At 41.3% G+C, this 15,375-nt stretch carries 14 protein-coding genes; 4 read left to right on the forward strand and 10 right to left on the reverse strand.

Translation table 11 applies throughout. The annotated features are described in order from the left end of the window. Positions 1-83 precede the first annotated feature (83 nt). The gene (locus K0S23_RS13375; RefSeq protein WP_300358230.1) at positions 84-890 is read right to left on the reverse strand and encodes a hypothetical protein; all 807 of its coding nucleotides are present in this window, start codon (positions 888-890) and stop codon (positions 84-86) included. A 251-nt stretch (positions 891-1,141) separates the two neighbouring features. Between K0S23_RS13375 and K0S23_RS13380 the strand changes: the two genes are divergently transcribed. From K0S23_RS13380 to K0S23_RS13390, 3 genes are read left to right on the forward strand one after another with little or no spacing between them, the layout of a single operon-like run. Further along, positions 1,142-2,860 (forward strand): ABC transporter substrate-binding protein, encoded by a 1,719-nt coding sequence (locus K0S23_RS13380; RefSeq protein WP_300358233.1) that lies wholly within the window; start codon positions 1,142-1,144, stop codon positions 2,858-2,860. Between the two features lie 30 nt (positions 2,861-2,890). Beyond that, on the forward strand, positions 2,891-5,341 hold the full coding sequence (locus K0S23_RS13385) for a TonB-dependent receptor (protein ID WP_300358236.1): 2,451 nt from the start codon (positions 2,891-2,893) through the stop codon (positions 5,339-5,341). Between the two features lie 48 nt (positions 5,342-5,389). After that, entirely contained in the window at positions 5,390-6,133 is a 744-nt protein-coding gene (locus K0S23_RS13390) for a hypothetical protein (RefSeq protein ID WP_300358239.1), read from the forward strand. 240 nt (positions 6,134-6,373) lie between these two features. Here K0S23_RS13390 and K0S23_RS13395 read toward each other — a convergent pair whose 3' ends face one another. From K0S23_RS13395 to K0S23_RS13415, 5 genes are all read right to left on the reverse strand, one after another. Further along, the gene (locus tag K0S23_RS13395; protein WP_300358282.1) at positions 6,374-6,964 is read right to left on the reverse strand and encodes a CHAP domain-containing protein; all 591 of its coding nucleotides are present in this window, start codon (positions 6,962-6,964) and stop codon (positions 6,374-6,376) included. Between the two features lie 3 nt (positions 6,965-6,967). Beyond that, positions 6,968-7,543 (reverse strand): DUF1990 family protein, encoded by a 576-nt coding sequence (locus K0S23_RS13400; RefSeq protein WP_300358285.1) that lies wholly within the window; start codon positions 7,541-7,543, stop codon positions 6,968-6,970. 474 nt (positions 7,544-8,017) lie between these two features. Next, positions 8,018-9,367 carry a SpoIIE family protein phosphatase gene (locus K0S23_RS13405; RefSeq protein ID WP_300358287.1) on the reverse strand — a complete coding sequence of 450 codons (1,350 nt, stop codon included), beginning with the start codon at positions 9,365-9,367 and terminating at the stop codon, positions 8,018-8,020. Positions 9,368-9,387: 20 nt separating this feature from the next. Continuing rightward, positions 9,388-9,876, reverse strand: a complete 489-nt coding sequence (locus K0S23_RS13410) for a hypothetical protein (protein WP_300358290.1) — start codon at positions 9,874-9,876, stop codon at positions 9,388-9,390. 42 nt (positions 9,877-9,918) lie between these two features. Beyond that, positions 9,919-10,458: a hypothetical protein gene (locus K0S23_RS13415; RefSeq protein ID WP_300358293.1), complete on the reverse strand. Its 540-nt coding sequence runs from the start codon at positions 10,456-10,458 to the stop codon at positions 9,919-9,921. A gap of 118 nt (positions 10,459-10,576) precedes the next feature. On the opposite strand from K0S23_RS13415, the gene K0S23_RS13420 reads away from it, so the two are divergent. After that, complete coding sequence (locus K0S23_RS13420) at positions 10,577-10,780, forward strand: YwbE family protein (protein WP_366944316.1); 204 nt, start codon at positions 10,577-10,579, stop codon at positions 10,778-10,780. A gap of 177 nt (positions 10,781-10,957) precedes the next feature. Here K0S23_RS13420 and K0S23_RS13425 read toward each other — a convergent pair whose 3' ends face one another. The 4 genes from K0S23_RS13425 to K0S23_RS13440 form a co-directional block, all read right to left on the reverse strand. Further along, a complete protein-coding gene (locus K0S23_RS13425) occupies positions 10,958-12,514 on the reverse strand; it encodes an aldehyde dehydrogenase family protein (RefSeq protein ID WP_300358295.1) in 1,557 nt (518 codons plus the stop codon). Between the two features lie 75 nt (positions 12,515-12,589). Beyond that, on the reverse strand, positions 12,590-13,078 hold the full coding sequence (locus tag K0S23_RS13430) for a hypothetical protein (protein ID WP_300358298.1): 489 nt from the start codon (positions 13,076-13,078) through the stop codon (positions 12,590-12,592). A gap of 14 nt (positions 13,079-13,092) precedes the next feature. Beyond that, positions 13,093-14,568, reverse strand: coding sequence for a hypothetical protein (locus tag K0S23_RS13435; RefSeq protein WP_300358301.1), 1,476 nt, complete (start codon positions 14,566-14,568; stop codon positions 13,093-13,095). Between the two features lie 44 nt (positions 14,569-14,612). Continuing rightward, on the reverse strand, positions 14,613-15,350 hold the full coding sequence (locus tag K0S23_RS13440) for a hypothetical protein (RefSeq protein WP_300358303.1): 738 nt from the start codon (positions 15,348-15,350) through the stop codon (positions 14,613-14,615). Positions 15,351-15,375 lie beyond the last annotated feature (25 nt).

The raw sequence follows: 15,375 nt of genomic DNA on the forward strand, positions 1-15,375 counted from the left end.
AATAATTTGCAGAATTGCAGAAATAAAAAAACCGGTCACTGAGCGAAGTCGAAGTGCCGGTTTTTAATTATTTTTTCAGGGCTTTAACCTTTAAAGAATTTTTCGGTTTTATTGTCGAAGTTAATGTAGTAAGCTCCTTTCAACAAGTTAGAGCAAGGAACAGATGAACCGATCCCTTTCTTGACGATGTTTCCATATGCGTCATAGATTTCGTACTTCGTTTCGATAGGTTTTCCGGATGCGGTAAAATTAATCTGATCTTTTACCTTGACAGGATTCTTGACGACAATCGGAACAGAAGATGTGAACTTCACATCTTTAGAGTTTCTCTTAGCTCCGGAATGGTCGATCTGAACAACACGAACCGTATTCTCGCCCGAATGAGGTGCTACCAGGAATTCATAAGAATTTGTTCCGGGAGTCCCTTTTCCCTGAACTTCACCGATTTTCACCCATTTGTTCCAGCGGTACTGTTCGATAATGAACGGAAGTTTTCCCTGTTCGTTCGTTGTCTTCCAGGTAAGCATTCCGTTATTCTGAATTTGAATGTCCACAGTATTGAATGTACTGCGTGGAAGTAATACTTCCGGGTTCAAAATTTTTGGTTTACATCCGTCATTGTGTTCGATAACAATGAAAACGGGTTCACCGATTTCTATATTAAAAAGAGAAAAGTCGATTTCAAAAGCCGAGATAGCTGTTCCGCCGGGTAAGATATCGCCGTTTACAGTAACTTTCGTAGCACAAAAGCCAAAACCGTCTCCGTCTTCCGGATTCTGAACGTATAAATTTTTACCCTGATAACTTCCTTCAATAGAAAGAACCGCTGAGCTAGTAAAGCTTAGCAGTAATACGAAAGAGCACAGTAAGATTAATTTTATTTGTTTCATTTTGTTAGTAGCTACACTAAAAACTGTGGCAAGTATAATAGCTATTTTTTACATTACCAACATTTTAGACAACGAAATTACATTTTTTTTTGACTTAAACCACCTAATCGGTTTATTTATCCTGAAATAATGGTCATTCGTCGATTAAACCAACTAAAAACTTAACATTCGAGATACGAATATTTTGTTTTTTTAAGTTATTTTAGTAAAAAGATTTTCTATTCTTGTATTGATAAACGTATACTTCTGCTATGAAATTAGTTTCTGTATTTCTCCTTATTCTTATCCTTACAGCCTGCGGTTCAGACAAAAAACAATTTGAGTATGCCGGGGGCAGCTTTAAAATGGCATTAGATAACACTCCGTCTACTTTTATCGCAAGAGAAGTAAATGATGTTTATTCTTTCGAATTGCTTTCACAGGTGATGGAAGGCTTGGTGAGCTTCAATGCCGATGATCTTTCGCTTCAGCCGCAAATTGCTGAAAAGTGGGGTATTAGCAATGACGGAACTGTATTTACATTTACAATCAGGGACGATGTATACTTTCATGAGAATCCGGTTTTCGAATCGAAGGAAGACCGAAAGCTGACAGTGGATGATGTACTTTTCACGTTTGAAAAAGCATGTAAACCAAATGCAGAGGGAAATCCTACGGCTGCTTATTTGTTCCTGCTTGCAAACCAGGTAAAAGGCGCGAAAGAATACTACGAAGGGAAAGCAAAATCAATTAGCGGAATAAAAATTAAGAAGAATCAGTTTGAAATTACACTCAATAATCCCGATCAAACTTACATCAATAAACTGGCGAACTTAAGTGCAAGCATTGTTTCCCGGAAAATAGTGGAGGCAGACAAAGAAACGGATGTCGTTGGAACAGGTCCTTTCTGTTTTACAAAACCAACGGAAGAAGAAACGTATGTTTTATTGAAGAACCAGGATTACTATATGGTTGACAATAAAGGAAATGCATTGCCTTACCTGGATTCGGTTGTTTTCTATGTTCAGACAAGAAAGCTGGAACAACTGGAAATGTTCGAACAGGGAAAAACGCTTTTAATTTCGGGGTTACCAACTTCGCGGATCACTGAAATGCTGGAAGGGCGTATCTCGGATTTCAATGCTCAGCCGCCACTGAAAGAATTATATAATAATCCATTATTGACGACACAATATTACTATTTCAATATGAACGATCCGCGTTTCAGGGATGTTCGTGTCAGAAAAGCATTTAATTATGCGATCGACAGAAAACGCCTGGCTGACAACGTGCTCCGGAACCAGTATTACGAGTATGGAATTTATGGGATCACACCACCGATCAACTCGGTATTCAAAGGGTATAATTTCTCTGAGATCAAAAAATATGGTTACGATTACAATCCCGAACTGGCGAAGCAATTATTGGAGGAAGCAGGCTTCCCGGGCGGAAAAGGTTTCGGAAGTGTGGACCTGCGTTTGGACATTAGTGATCTGAATACAGCCGTAGCTGAAGAATTAGCAGACCAGATTTACCAGACGCTGGGGATCAATGTAAATATTGACGGTTCCAATTTCGAGCAAAGAAACGAAGATGGAAATATGGGAAGGGGAGATATGTTCCGCACTGCATGGGTAGCTGATTATTCCAGTCCGGAAACATTCCTTGGGAATTTCTATGGAAAATTAGTACCGAAGGAGAAAGACATGCCTTCAAGCGGCAATCAATCCCGGTACATCAATCCTTTATTCGACAAATACTTTGAAATGGGACGTTCGGCAGATCAGAAGAGAAGATTGGAATTGTTCTCAAAGGCTGAAATTGAGTTGATGAAAGACCCACCGATCATTCCGCTCTGGTATGCAAATGATTTTACATTGAGCTATTCCCGCGTGCGTAACCTGAAGAATAACCCGATGGAATTTTTGGATCTGCGCAGAGTGTACATCAAGGAATGGACTAAGGAAGAGTATTTGAAGTCTATCCAATAAGTGTATATTTACGCCTGATATACTCAAAGAATGAAAACTATCCTTACCGTATTGTTTTGCGCGTTTGTATCCCATTTGATTGCGCAGCCTACTCAAACTGTTCGTGGTACCGTTTTGGATTCCGAATCGGATTTCCCGGTTTTTGGTGCACAGGTCATTCTTACTCTTTCCGACAGTTCGAAATTAAAAGCCATGACCAATGACGATGGTGTTTTTGAGTTTTTGAATGTGCCTGTTGGGAAATACCCCTTGTTGATCAAGTCCTCCGTTTATGAAAACTACGCCAACTCCGTAGAAGTAAATTCCGGGAGGCAAACAGTTCTGGAAATTAAGGTGAAAGAACGCATCAGCGAAGTAGAGGAAGTGGTTGTAACCGCTCAAAAACCCGGAGAAGTAAAAAATGAAATGGCAACTGTTTCCGCCCAGCAATTTTCAGTTGAAGAAACCGAACGTTATGCCGGGTCGCGGGGAGATCCTGCCCGGATGGCAAGTAATTTTGCGGGAGTCCAGGGTGCCGATGATTCCCGGAATGATATTGTAGTTCGTGGAAATTCCCCGCTTGGAATCGTTTATAAAGTGGAAGGAATTGATATTCCGAATCCGTCACATTTTTCCGTTTCAGGAAGTTCCGGTGGACCAGTCTCTATTATCAATAACAAAAGTTTAGCGAATTCAGACTTCTTTATGTCTGCCTTTCCTGCCGAGTATGGAAATTCTGTTTCGGGGATCTTCGATTTGAAGTTGCGTAACGGGAATTCAAAGCAGCACGAATTTACAGGCCAGTTCGGATTCCTGGGAACGGAAGTTTTAGCAGAAGGTCCTTTGAGTAAAAAATCAAATGCGAGTTATTTGATCATGGGCCGCTATTCTACTCTAAGCCTGTTCCAGTTTATGGGAATCCGTATCGGAACAGATGCCGTTCCGGTTTATGGAGACGGTGCTTTTAAATTCAATTTCCCCATGAAAAAAGGAGGTCAGCTTTCTCTTTGGGGAATGGGAGGGAAGAGCGACATCAAGATCCTGGTTTCCGAACAAACTGACTATACAAAGGAGCTTTACGGAGAAGGAGACCGCGATCAATATTTTGGAACCGGGATGGCTGTTGCCGGATTGACTTATAAGAAATCACTTTCCGAACGTACTTTCCTGACAACTACTTTCTCTGCAAGTATCGAAAACCAGCATTCGCACCACGACCTCTTGAACCGTTCATTGGACACAACTTATGAGGGAGGCGAGGCCAAGGTTCATATACGCGTGGACAGTATTTACCGGATTATGGGTTACAATTTCGATATTTCGAAGTATTCGGGCATGTTCAGCATCAATCACAAAATTGGAAAGCAACACATCATTAAAACAGGGTTGAACGCAGATGTACTCACATTCAATATGAGAGACAGCGTTTTGAATACTGCCGGAACACAATTTATCAATCGCTGGGATTACAAAGGGCAGGGAGGAATTTTAATTCAGCCTTTCTTCCAATGGAAATACCGGATTACGGAAACTATGGATTTTACTGCAGGTTTACATGCGCAGTATTATTCATTCAGCAATGCACTTAGCCCGGTTGAACCTCGTTTGGGATGGAAATGGGTGATGAAAGGAAATCAGAAATTATTCGCCGGAGCTGGATTGCATAGTCAAACCCAACCTTATTACACATACACTTATCATTTGGACGATCCGTCCGGGAACAAGGTCTACCACAATAGGAAGATGGGTTTCACCAAATCGATGCATTCGGCTTTGGGCTATGAAAAGAATTTTAAAAAAGGATTCCAGTTCAAAACAGAAGTTTACTACCAATACCTGTATGAAGTTCCGGTAACGGTTCAGCCCTCATCCTTTTCCATGATCAACCAGGGAAGCGGATTTGCGCGTTTCTTCCCGGATACCCTGAAGAATACAGGAACAGGTGTGAATTACGGATTGGAATTGACCCTTCAAAAATTCTTCGACAAAAGCTTTTATATCCTGACAACCGTTTCTATCTACGACAGCAAGTATAAAGGAAGTGACGGAATTGAGCGCAATACCAGCTACAATGGATTGTACACTGCGAATATCTTGTTTGGGAAAGAATTTCAACTTGGAAAAGGAAAGAAACACACAATCGGTTTGGGCGGAAAAATAACCGTTGCCGGCGGGAAGCGTTATGGCTACATCAATTTGCCGGAAACAAGTGCCCAGAAAGAATTGATCTTCAGTGATTCCCTGTTCAATACCCGTCAGTTCAAAGATTACTTCCGTGCCGATTTGAAGATCAGCTGGAAGATGAATGCACGCAAAGTTACGCACGAGATCGGTTTGGATTTGGTGAATATTCTAAACACGCGAAATATTTTAGGTTTGGCGTATGCGCCTGATTTAGCTGACCCGAGTAAGGAACCTTTGGCAGAGAAAACGCAATTGGGCTTCCTTCCGATCTTTTATTACCGGATAAGTTTTAAACTGGCAGGTGGAAAGAAAGAGTAATTCAAAATTCAATCCCGATAGCTATCGGGATACGTCCAACTATCAAAAATGAGTAGAAAAACGAAATGGTTTTACGGATTATTGGTTCTTGCACTGATCGTTTCCTGCAATAGTCCCAAGCAGCAGAAGAAGATCAATGATGGAAAACTCTTTGAGAAGCTCAAGGAACAAAAAGGTTATTTGAATGCCAAAGAACTGCAAAGACTCGACAACAATTTTTCCTTAAAGGTTCTGGATAAATACGACTTTTCCGGTTACGACGAAGAAGATACACTAGCCTACTTTGTGAGATCGGGTGAGTATGTTTGGATTGCGAGCTGTTACCTGGGAGAAGATGACGATCCGAATCCTTTCTTTTGTCTGAAGGAGGAGAACGAACAACGATTCAAAATGATCCGGCAGGGAGTTATCCCGGCACTGAGCGGAGACTGCTCTTACGATTTGGAGAAATTAGTTGTTTTAGCCGGAAACTATGTACTCGTTTCACAGAAATTGAGTGGAAGCGGATATTGTGAGGATTCACCTTTGATTTTTACAGCCGGGGGAAAAGTAATTCGTAAAAGCGGCGATCCGTTTCATTTTGTATCCCGTGATTGCGGAGAAGGGATTGATCAGGTCATTTGTTTCAAAAGAGATTTTAATTACCGTGCTGAAAAAACAGATTTGGTAGTCCGGGTCAAAGAAAAACTGGTGGATGAGGAAACAGAGCAGGAAACTTCCGGAAGAAGCTTTGATTTGAGGTTTAAGATAAGGAACTATACGATCTCTTTCCAGGATACGCTTTTCAAGTAGATATATATATTATTTGCACCCAAACCTTTCTTAATAATACAAAAACATATTTACCGCAAATACGCAAATGTTTGAGGCGCTTACCAGTCGCCTCCCTTATAGACTAATAAGTTATCGCTCATATAGTTCAAAAGCGAGTGCGGTAGCCGAGCCAATAATTTGTGCATTTGCGGGAGAAAAGAAGAGTGGGTGTGATCCCTATAGTTATCGGAGTGATCAATTCCTTAATCATATCCCTACTTATTTCATCCGCAGCCAGCCCAAAATCCTGGAATGGTCGATTTCCCATAAGCCGTCATTCAATTCCAAATCGTATACGTCTCTCGGATGATCGGGATTTCCTGCATTTTGCTGAATGATCTCTACCTCATCGTCCGAAACCCTGGAAACGATCACAACATGTCCGTACTCATTGGTCCAGGTTGCATCCATAATAATCAAATCGCCGACCTGAGGTTTTTTCCTGCTGGGATTGGTATATTGGATCAGGTCCCTGTCTGCGTTCAATTCCCCGTCTTCCAGGGCTTTATTAAAGAAGTCGATGGCATTCCCGTACGCATTCGGCATTTTGTGCTTGTAATGCTCGTAATAGTAGCGTTTAACAAATTCAACACATTGGTATTTTAAACCGATATTGTATCCGTCAGGTGCTGTGTTCCTTCCGCTGACATTTCCCATTCCGCCATTGTAATAAACTATTACATGATTTAAACTGTCCAAGCGTTCCCCAATCTCATACGTACGGCTTGGCTGGTCATTTTTCCGGTAAAGGAATAACACCACCGTACCCGTGGCGATAAGAATAAAGAAGAGCAGGAATATTTTTTTCATTGCTTAAAGTGATTCGGTTTCGAGTATTCTTTTGACATTTTTTAATGCCTTTATTGTGCAGTAAGTCTGATACGGAATGGAGAAAACGGGACCAAGTAAGCGCGTGAAGAAATTTCCCGGCTTGGAAAAGGTTTGAATTTTAAAAAGGACTTTTCCATTCGCTTCTTCCATTAAGAAATAGGAAATTCCGCATTCAACATGCCCCTTCAAAGTTTCATAACTGAAACCACATCTTTTTTCTTCATTAATCACCTCTTTAATCCGAACTCCGAAAAGTGCTTTTTGAGAAAATTTCGGAATGGGTGGGAGATAAACCTGTTGTAGAATGGTATCGCCCGATCTCATAGCTCTTTGCTCGTCTTTCCATTGCGGATAGCCTGAAAGAATGTTTTCAGGGAAAATCCGGTAATCAAAGAAGAATGCTAAATCAAGGTCTTTCAGATTGGAACAGTTATGAATTTCGATGGAACTGACTTTCTCGACCAATTGACTTTTTTCGTAAGTCATCACAGGAACTTTTTTGAGTTCTTCCAAATACTTTTTGAACTGATTCTTTTGATTAAAGAAAGCGATTTTCACGGTTGAGAATTTGTGTAAAGTTAGAAGATTTAACAAAGACTAAAGTAGATTTGAAATCACTTTAGTTAAAAAAGGAGACAGTAGCAGACTTTACAGTCGCTACGTCTCAGGGTGACAGTAGCAGACTTTGTAGTCGCTACGAATGCGAAACCTACTTCGTCGTCGACTTCGCAGGTTATTCCCTACTTCCATTGACGCTATGGTCAAGGTTTTCAACACTGACGCTTTGGTTAGGGCTTTCAGCGCTCTTTCGAGCTTCGTAGGTTAAAAGGTGGGGTATCCATGCTTAATCCATGCTATAAATATGCTTTAACTATGGAATATAGTAGTTATATCCCTCGGTTTTCTGTCTTGACCAAAGCAGATCAAACAAATGATCGCTTCGGATCGAGTGAGACAGAGCCTCAGTCTTCGTCCGCCGCGGCGGACTCTTATCCATACTTGAATTATTCTTTGTAATGGGCCTAACTACAGTCACAAACGAATACCTAATACACATACATCGTCGACTTGTTCCAAACTGCCTTTCCAGGATTCAAAAGTTGCAGCAAGGATCTTTTCCGGATCTTCATTTTGTCCCTGAACCAGGATTTCCCTGAAAGGTTTATAGCGGAACTTTTTGTTTTTCGGTCCCCCGAACTGATCTGCAAAACCATCCGTAAACAAAACAAGAAGATCGCCTTTTTGATAGGGCAATTCCTGGTCGGTAAAAGGTCGTAATTCATGGGAGTATCCGACCGGCTGCCTGTCTGCGCTTCGTTCTTCCAATCCGGAACCGGAAATATGATAGACTGGATTGTTTGCAGCAGCCAAGACATACGTATTTGTTTTCCGGCTGATGCGTAGGATTGAAATGTCCATTCCGTCTTTATACTCACTGCTTTTGCCTTCTTTGTCAAAGGCAGCAATAATTCCCGAACGCAGTTCGCTGAGAATCTCCGAAGGATTAAAAACCGCTTTATTCTCCACAATTTCATTCAGGAGATTAATTCCCAGTACGCTCATCAGCGCACCCGGTACTCCATGACCTGTGCAATCTCCAACTGCAACGAACCGATAATCCTCATTTTGAAAGATCCAGTAAAAATCACCACTTACAATATCCTTTGGCTGGAAATAGAGGAATGAGCCGGGAAACATTCCCTTCAGATTATTCCTGCTCGGAAGCAAAGCCAGCTGAATGCGCTGTGCGTACTGGATACTGTCGACAATATCTTTGTTCTTCTCTTCTATCAGATCTTTCTGCTCTGTAATCCGTTTTTGCGATTTCAACATTTCCTCCTTAAAGAACAAGATGAAAAGTGAACTGATGATAAAGAGCAGCAGCAAATTGACGTTCCCGATAATAGTTTGAATAGTTTCGGACTGTTCCGGCACAGAGATGAAGGGTTTGTGGAACTGCAGCCATGAAATCAGGCCGAAGAACGAAAGAATAGCAAAGGCAATGAAGCCCTGGATCGTTTTCCGGTGATCAAACATCACGGCACTGATCATACACATGATCAGGAGATAGAAGTGAAGATTGGTTTGCAAGCCGTAAGCGAGTGTTCCTTCAATAAAGTAGAGAAACCCACAGCAAACATGGAAGAAAAATGCCTGGTAATACTTTTTTTTACGGATGAGGTAAAAAGTGATAATGCTTGCGGCAAAGAAAAAGCTGTTATTGAGAATCCCGACCGGTTGTTCGTAATAAACGTATACAGGTGTATAACAAAACATTACCGTAGCCGTCAATAAAGCGATCAAATTTCCAATACGGATCTTGCGATTCAGGGCATCCGAATTTTCAGTAGTAATTCCGTTATTGAGTATTTGAGTTATCATTCCGGCTCAAATATACTTGTCTATTTTGGTTCTGCTTCAAAAAGGACATTCAATCTTTTTTTGCTTATCCTACTTTCTGATTTAAATGCTACAAGCATTAGTAAATAGCCAAAAATGAACATCCCGATCGGAATAAGCAGGAACGGACTAAAACCTTTAAAGTAAAAGTGGATTAACATTCTTACCAGTGCCAAAAGAATAATAGCTGATGGAATTCCTGTGAGAGAAAGCCAAACGATCACGAATATTTTTACATAGAGATTCAAACTCATTGAAATATCAATCTCTGTTTTTCCAAGATAGCTAGCAATTGTTCCTTTTATTTCAGGTAAAAACGAGTTTTGGTATTTGATGGATCGGCTTAATTTGAACGTGTTTCCGGATACTATTCCATTGTATTCTGAAGCTGTGATCAAAGCAACCCGCTCTTTTACTTCTTCCGGAGTTAGTTTGGTTTGTATTTGGTATTTTTCTACAGGTAAAAATCGACTGACTCGATTAGGTTTCATATTCGAATGATTGTCTTTTAAAAGTATGAAAAATTAAGCTTTTCAGACCACTTCAGCTTCGAACAATTTTTTCAGATCTTTCTTGCTTTTTCTGCTTTCAAACTTAAATGAAAGAATCATTACCACGTATCCAAACACGGCCATTTGTAATGGGAAAAGGTTCGTCAGGAATGGGTTTTCATTAGTGTGGAGAAATTTATCGAGGATGAAAAATGCACTTATTGCAACAATTGAGAACCAAACAATCGTGAATATTTTAACCACCAGGTTGAGCCCCATGGAAATTGTTATTTCTCTCTGATTCAAAAAAGAGGAAATAGAACCTTTTATTACAGGTAGAAAAGAGTTCCGATAGGAAATAATTCGGCTTATTTTGAATTCTTTTGACTGGATTTTCCCTTCATAAGGACCACCGCTTTTTTGACCAAACAGGGTTCCTAAACCAAACAAAGAAGCATTGCTTTTACTACCTGTATTCTTTGTGAGTTCGGTTAAGCGTTGAATGATTTCTTCCTCGCTTAATTTTGTGTGAATGATGTAATTTTCTACAGGTAAAAACCAGCTAACCCGATTCGGTTTCATATTCGAATGATTGTCTTTTAAAAGTATTAAATATTTAAGAATTCCAGATCACTTTCGGATGATTTCACACGCGTTTATTTTCATTTGAGATTGATTCAATTCTCCGTAATTTTGGATCATGAAACCAGAGCGAAAAGATATCAAACCGGGAATGCTTGTCTTGTTTATTCAAAAGAAGCACCAGGCAACAGGAGAACTGACTGAAGGAATTGTAAAATCCTTACTCACAAGCGCTCCTTCTCATCCACATGGGATCAAAATTATGACGGTTGATAAACTGGTCGGAAGAGTGGTGGAGATTGTGGATTCCGAGGTTGATTAAATATGATAAACCACGTAGGGGCGCGATTAACCCACAATTTAAACGTATTATTATTTTTCTCCCACTGATGCACAGATTTAAAGCGAGCCTACCGGTCTCGCTAAAATGAAGCGACCGGTAGGTAATAAAAAAGGGGCGCGATTAATCGCGCCCCTACGTGGTTTATATTAAAATGATTTACAAATCAAATTTGATTCCCTGTGCCAATGGCAATGAATCGGTGTAATTGATCGTGTTTGTCTGACGGCGCATGTATACTTTCCATGCATCGGATCCTGACTCACGCCCGCCACCGGTTTCTTTTTCACCACCGAAAGCTCCGCCGATCTCAGCACCTGAAGTACCGATATTGACGTTTGCAATTCCACAGTCAGATCCTGCCTGAGACAAGAATGCTTCTGCTTCACGCAGGTTGTTTGTCATAATTGCCGAAGATAATCCCTGAGGAACTCCGTTTTGGATAGCGATCGCATTCTCTACACCACCTGTGTATTTCATCAAATACAGAACAGGAGCAAAGGTTTCGTGCTGTACAATTTTAAAAGTATTCTGAGCTTCTGCAATTGCCGGTTTCACGTAGCATCCGGATTCGTATCCTTCACCTGAAAGCACTCCGCCTTCAACCAAAATTTTACCACCTTCTTCCACAACTTGTGTCAACGCATTCTGGTAAGCAGCTACTGCATCTTTATCGATAAGCGGTCCAACGTGATTGTTTTGATCCAAAGGATTTCCGATCTTCAATTGTTTGTATGCATTCACCAAAGCATCTCTTACTTTATCGTAAACAGATTCGTGGATGATCAAACGGCGAGTGGAAGTACAACGTTGTCCGGCAGTTCCTACTGCACCGAATACCGCTCCGGGAACCACAATTTTCAAATCAGCACTTTCCGTGATGATCACTGCGTTGTTTCCTCCTAATTCCAATAAGTGGCGACCCAAACGTTTTCCAACTGCTTCACCAACCAATTTCCCCATACGGGTAGAACCTGTTGCAGAAACCAACGGAATGCGTGTATCGTTTGACATCAATTTTCCGATTTCAGCATCCCCGATCAACAAGCAGGAAACTCCTTCAGGAACTCCGTTTGCTTCGAAAACTTCCTGTGTCAGTTTTTGACATGCAATAGCTGTCAAAGGTGTTTTTTCGGATGGTTTCCAAATACAAACGTCTCCACAAACCCAAGCCAAAGCTGTATTCCAATTCCAAACCGCAACCGGGAAGTTGAATGCGGAAATAATTCCTACGATTCCCAGTGGGTGGTACTGCTCATACATTCTGTGTCCCGGACGCTCAGAGTGCATGGTAAGACCATATAACTGACGGGAAAGACCAACTGCAAAATCACAGATATCGATCATTTCCTGAACTTCTCCTAAACCTTCCTGCAATGATTTCCCCATTTCGTAAGAAACGAGTTCACCCAATGCCTGTTTTTTCTCGCGAATTTTCTCAGCCAGCTGACGAATCACCTCACCGCGTTTAGGCGCCGGGATCATTCTCCAGTATTTGAATGCTTCCTGTGCTTTCAAAACTACTGCTTCGTATTCTGTTTCCGTTGCCGAAGAAACAGATGCAATTACTTGTCCGTCTACAGGCGAAACCGAATCGATTTGAGCTCCACGTGTATTAAACCAATATCCTCCTGTTGAAGCTCCGCGGTTTACCGCTTCGATTCCCAATGTTTTTAATGTTTCTTGTATTCCAAGATCTGTTGCTGTTGCTGACATTCCTTTTCGATTAGTTTGTGCAAAATTACACAAAAAAAAGCAGACGAATGCTAAAGTGGTGTCTGACAAAAAAGGTTAAATCCCCGCTTTGTTTTTCAATCTTGAAATTTGCCCGAAGCATTGAGTACGCATTTCCTTGTTTTGCGAGAATAATTTGTTCAGGGTGCTGTCAAATAACTTGTAATCAGATGAATTAAAAGTGAATTCTCCTTGTGTTGTCTGAAGCTTTACAACAATGGTATTGCGCGGATTTTTCATCCACGAAGGATCGATGTCCAATTCAACATCGAATGAGATCATGTCCTTTTTCTGAAGGATAATCTTTTTGGAGCCTAAAAAACGTTTGAGATAAATTTCGTTTTCTCCTGCGGATACGTTCCAGATTCGCAACTGACGCAAGGCTAAGAAGAGAAATAATAAAGGAGCGAGAAGTAAAGCCCATCGACCGTTTGTGTTAATCCAATCCAACCAGGATACCCCCTTGGGATTTCCAAAACACATTCCTATTCCGGATAGAACAAAGAAACCCAGAAGTATGAAAATATACTGCGACCGCTCAAACATTTAAATTCTATTCTTTATCCAAGCCCCTCAATCTGCTTCAGATGCTGCTCCGACTGGTATTTGTTGAAATTATCCCATTTTGGTGCCGCAGTAGTCTTTTCACCGACCATGGAATCGATGCATACGTTTTCGTCTTTGTATTTCTCATGCAGTACTGCAAGGATTTGAAAGAAAAATTCATCGAGCTTCCCGATTGCAGCAAATTCAGCCTGGTGGGAAGTCAGGTGTAATAAATCAAGTAACTCTTTCTTTTCTGCTTCGTTAATTTCCGTGAGATGGCCGTTCTTCAAAGATTTGAAAACTAAACTGTTCCACACCACACTGTTATGTCCCCAAGCTACATCAGGGAGATGTAAGGAGTGTTCACAGATGAGAATAATGGCATGCAGCACGTCATTCAAATAGCTTGCAGGGAATTCGTCAAAGCTTCTGAACTCAAACCCGCTCTGGTACATTTTTTCCTGGTTGAAATCCAGTCCGACGTCGGAAAGCAATTCATAGCCCAGCTCCGATTCAATCCGGTCGCGCCACCAAATGTTTTCTTCTTTGGTAAACTTTAATAGCTTTCTGAATTCTTCTACCGGGTAAGTCAAAACTTTTCCTTTCGCCATGACTTTGTTGAAGGTCCCAACTCCGGTATAGCGCGCCATGGCGTTTCTCATGGAACCCAAAGCGAATTTTTCTTTTAAGTGATGCTTTTCGCTGATCACTCCCATAATATCCGGGCTGCCTAATGTTGCAATGAACAAAGGCTCGAACCATTGCAGCAGGTAAATGGCATTGGCGTGGATCCTGTCAAATTCCGGGTAATCCACGATCCGGCTGTTTTTTGTCAGGGTAGGCAATGTAAGATGAAAATGGTAGGTACCGTTATTAAACAGCACCAGGTTTTCCCGGTTGGACATGAACATGTTTAGTCCGATGTTGTAATTGGGGAAATGCAGTTTTCCGTCAAGGACAGCCGATTCGTTCAGTTTGTCGATAAATAATTGCTTGGTCGCTTTCAGTTCATCACAAGAATCCGATACTGTTCTGTTTTCAAAGTACTTGGTTACGAATTCGATTGAGTCGCCATCAAAGTTCACAGATCCCATCGGGTTGTTCTTTTGAGTGAGCATACTTTGGATATTGTAAGGCTGGGTCTCCAAAAAGGCCTCCAGGACCGATTTTCCAAGATATTCCGGGTTGTCTTCCGGAGGTGTTGTTCCTGCCAAAGTCTTATGCTGGTATTCCAGATCCAGTTTATCCAGTGAATGACTATTGATCATCCGGCTTACGGTATACTTTTTATTTTTATCGAAAGCAGTTTCTACGGTACTTGCCAGAACTCCGTATTTATAGCAGGTTCTGTAGTCAATGCTGTAGCGTTCACAGCCAATATTCTCCTGAATAAATGCACCGGAAACAACGAGTGATTCTTCGAATTGCAGGTAGGTTTCATTCTCCAATCCAATTCCCCAGTAGTATTTATTTTTCTGATTTGCGTTCATTTATTGTCTTGGATTATTAAGGGTTTTGGATGGATACTGTTTGTTTAATCATGGTAAAAGAAGACGTACGAAGAATAACGCTCATGACTCCACCAGTCTTTCCGTGCTTTTGCAAAGTAATTGTAGTTCAGTTTTCCTGCCTGCGACTGCAAAGGGTAGATTACCACTCCATTTTCCCGGTATGCTTTTTTACCATGGGTTTCAGGAACAATAACTGAAATATGTCCGGAAAGGCCTACGATTTTCCGTTTGGCACAAATGATCCCAACCCCGCCTTCTTCGTTTACTTTCCGTTGGATTTCATCGAGATCCGTCATCCTTTTCCAACCGAAACTGGCTCCCCACAGTAACAACCAATCGTGGATGGCACTCGAGTAGATACGGGCAACTGTTTCGTCATACACAGGCACAACCTCTTGTCCGGCCAGTATTTTTTCGAGGGATTCTTTTGTCCACCAAACGGTAGGCAAATAGGCTTGTGCGAAATAGCAAAAGTCATAGGCATACACATTGCAGTAGGTATCGTCAGCTGTTCGTTGATACCTCAGATTGTGCTTCACATCCAGTTTATCGATAAGCTGTTCGATGCTTGCCCGCTTGGTTTCGGCATTCGTCAGATCGCGATAAGGAACATCGGAATTACTGATGGGATGCGGTTTCGCCGACTGAGTATCCAAACGTGATAGCGGTTCCGCTGATAAATGGGCAGGTTTTATATGTCTGTCCGGTGTCGCATCTTCGACTAGCGCTGTTGTGTTATTTGCTGTAGTTTCTTTTTTCATTTGGCCGTTTTGATATGAGCGTCCT

Origin of the sequence: Fluviicola sp., from assembly GCF_029266855.1 — a bacterium.
Taxonomy (GTDB): Bacteria; Bacteroidota; Bacteroidia; order Flavobacteriales_D; family Crocinitomicaceae; genus Fluviicola.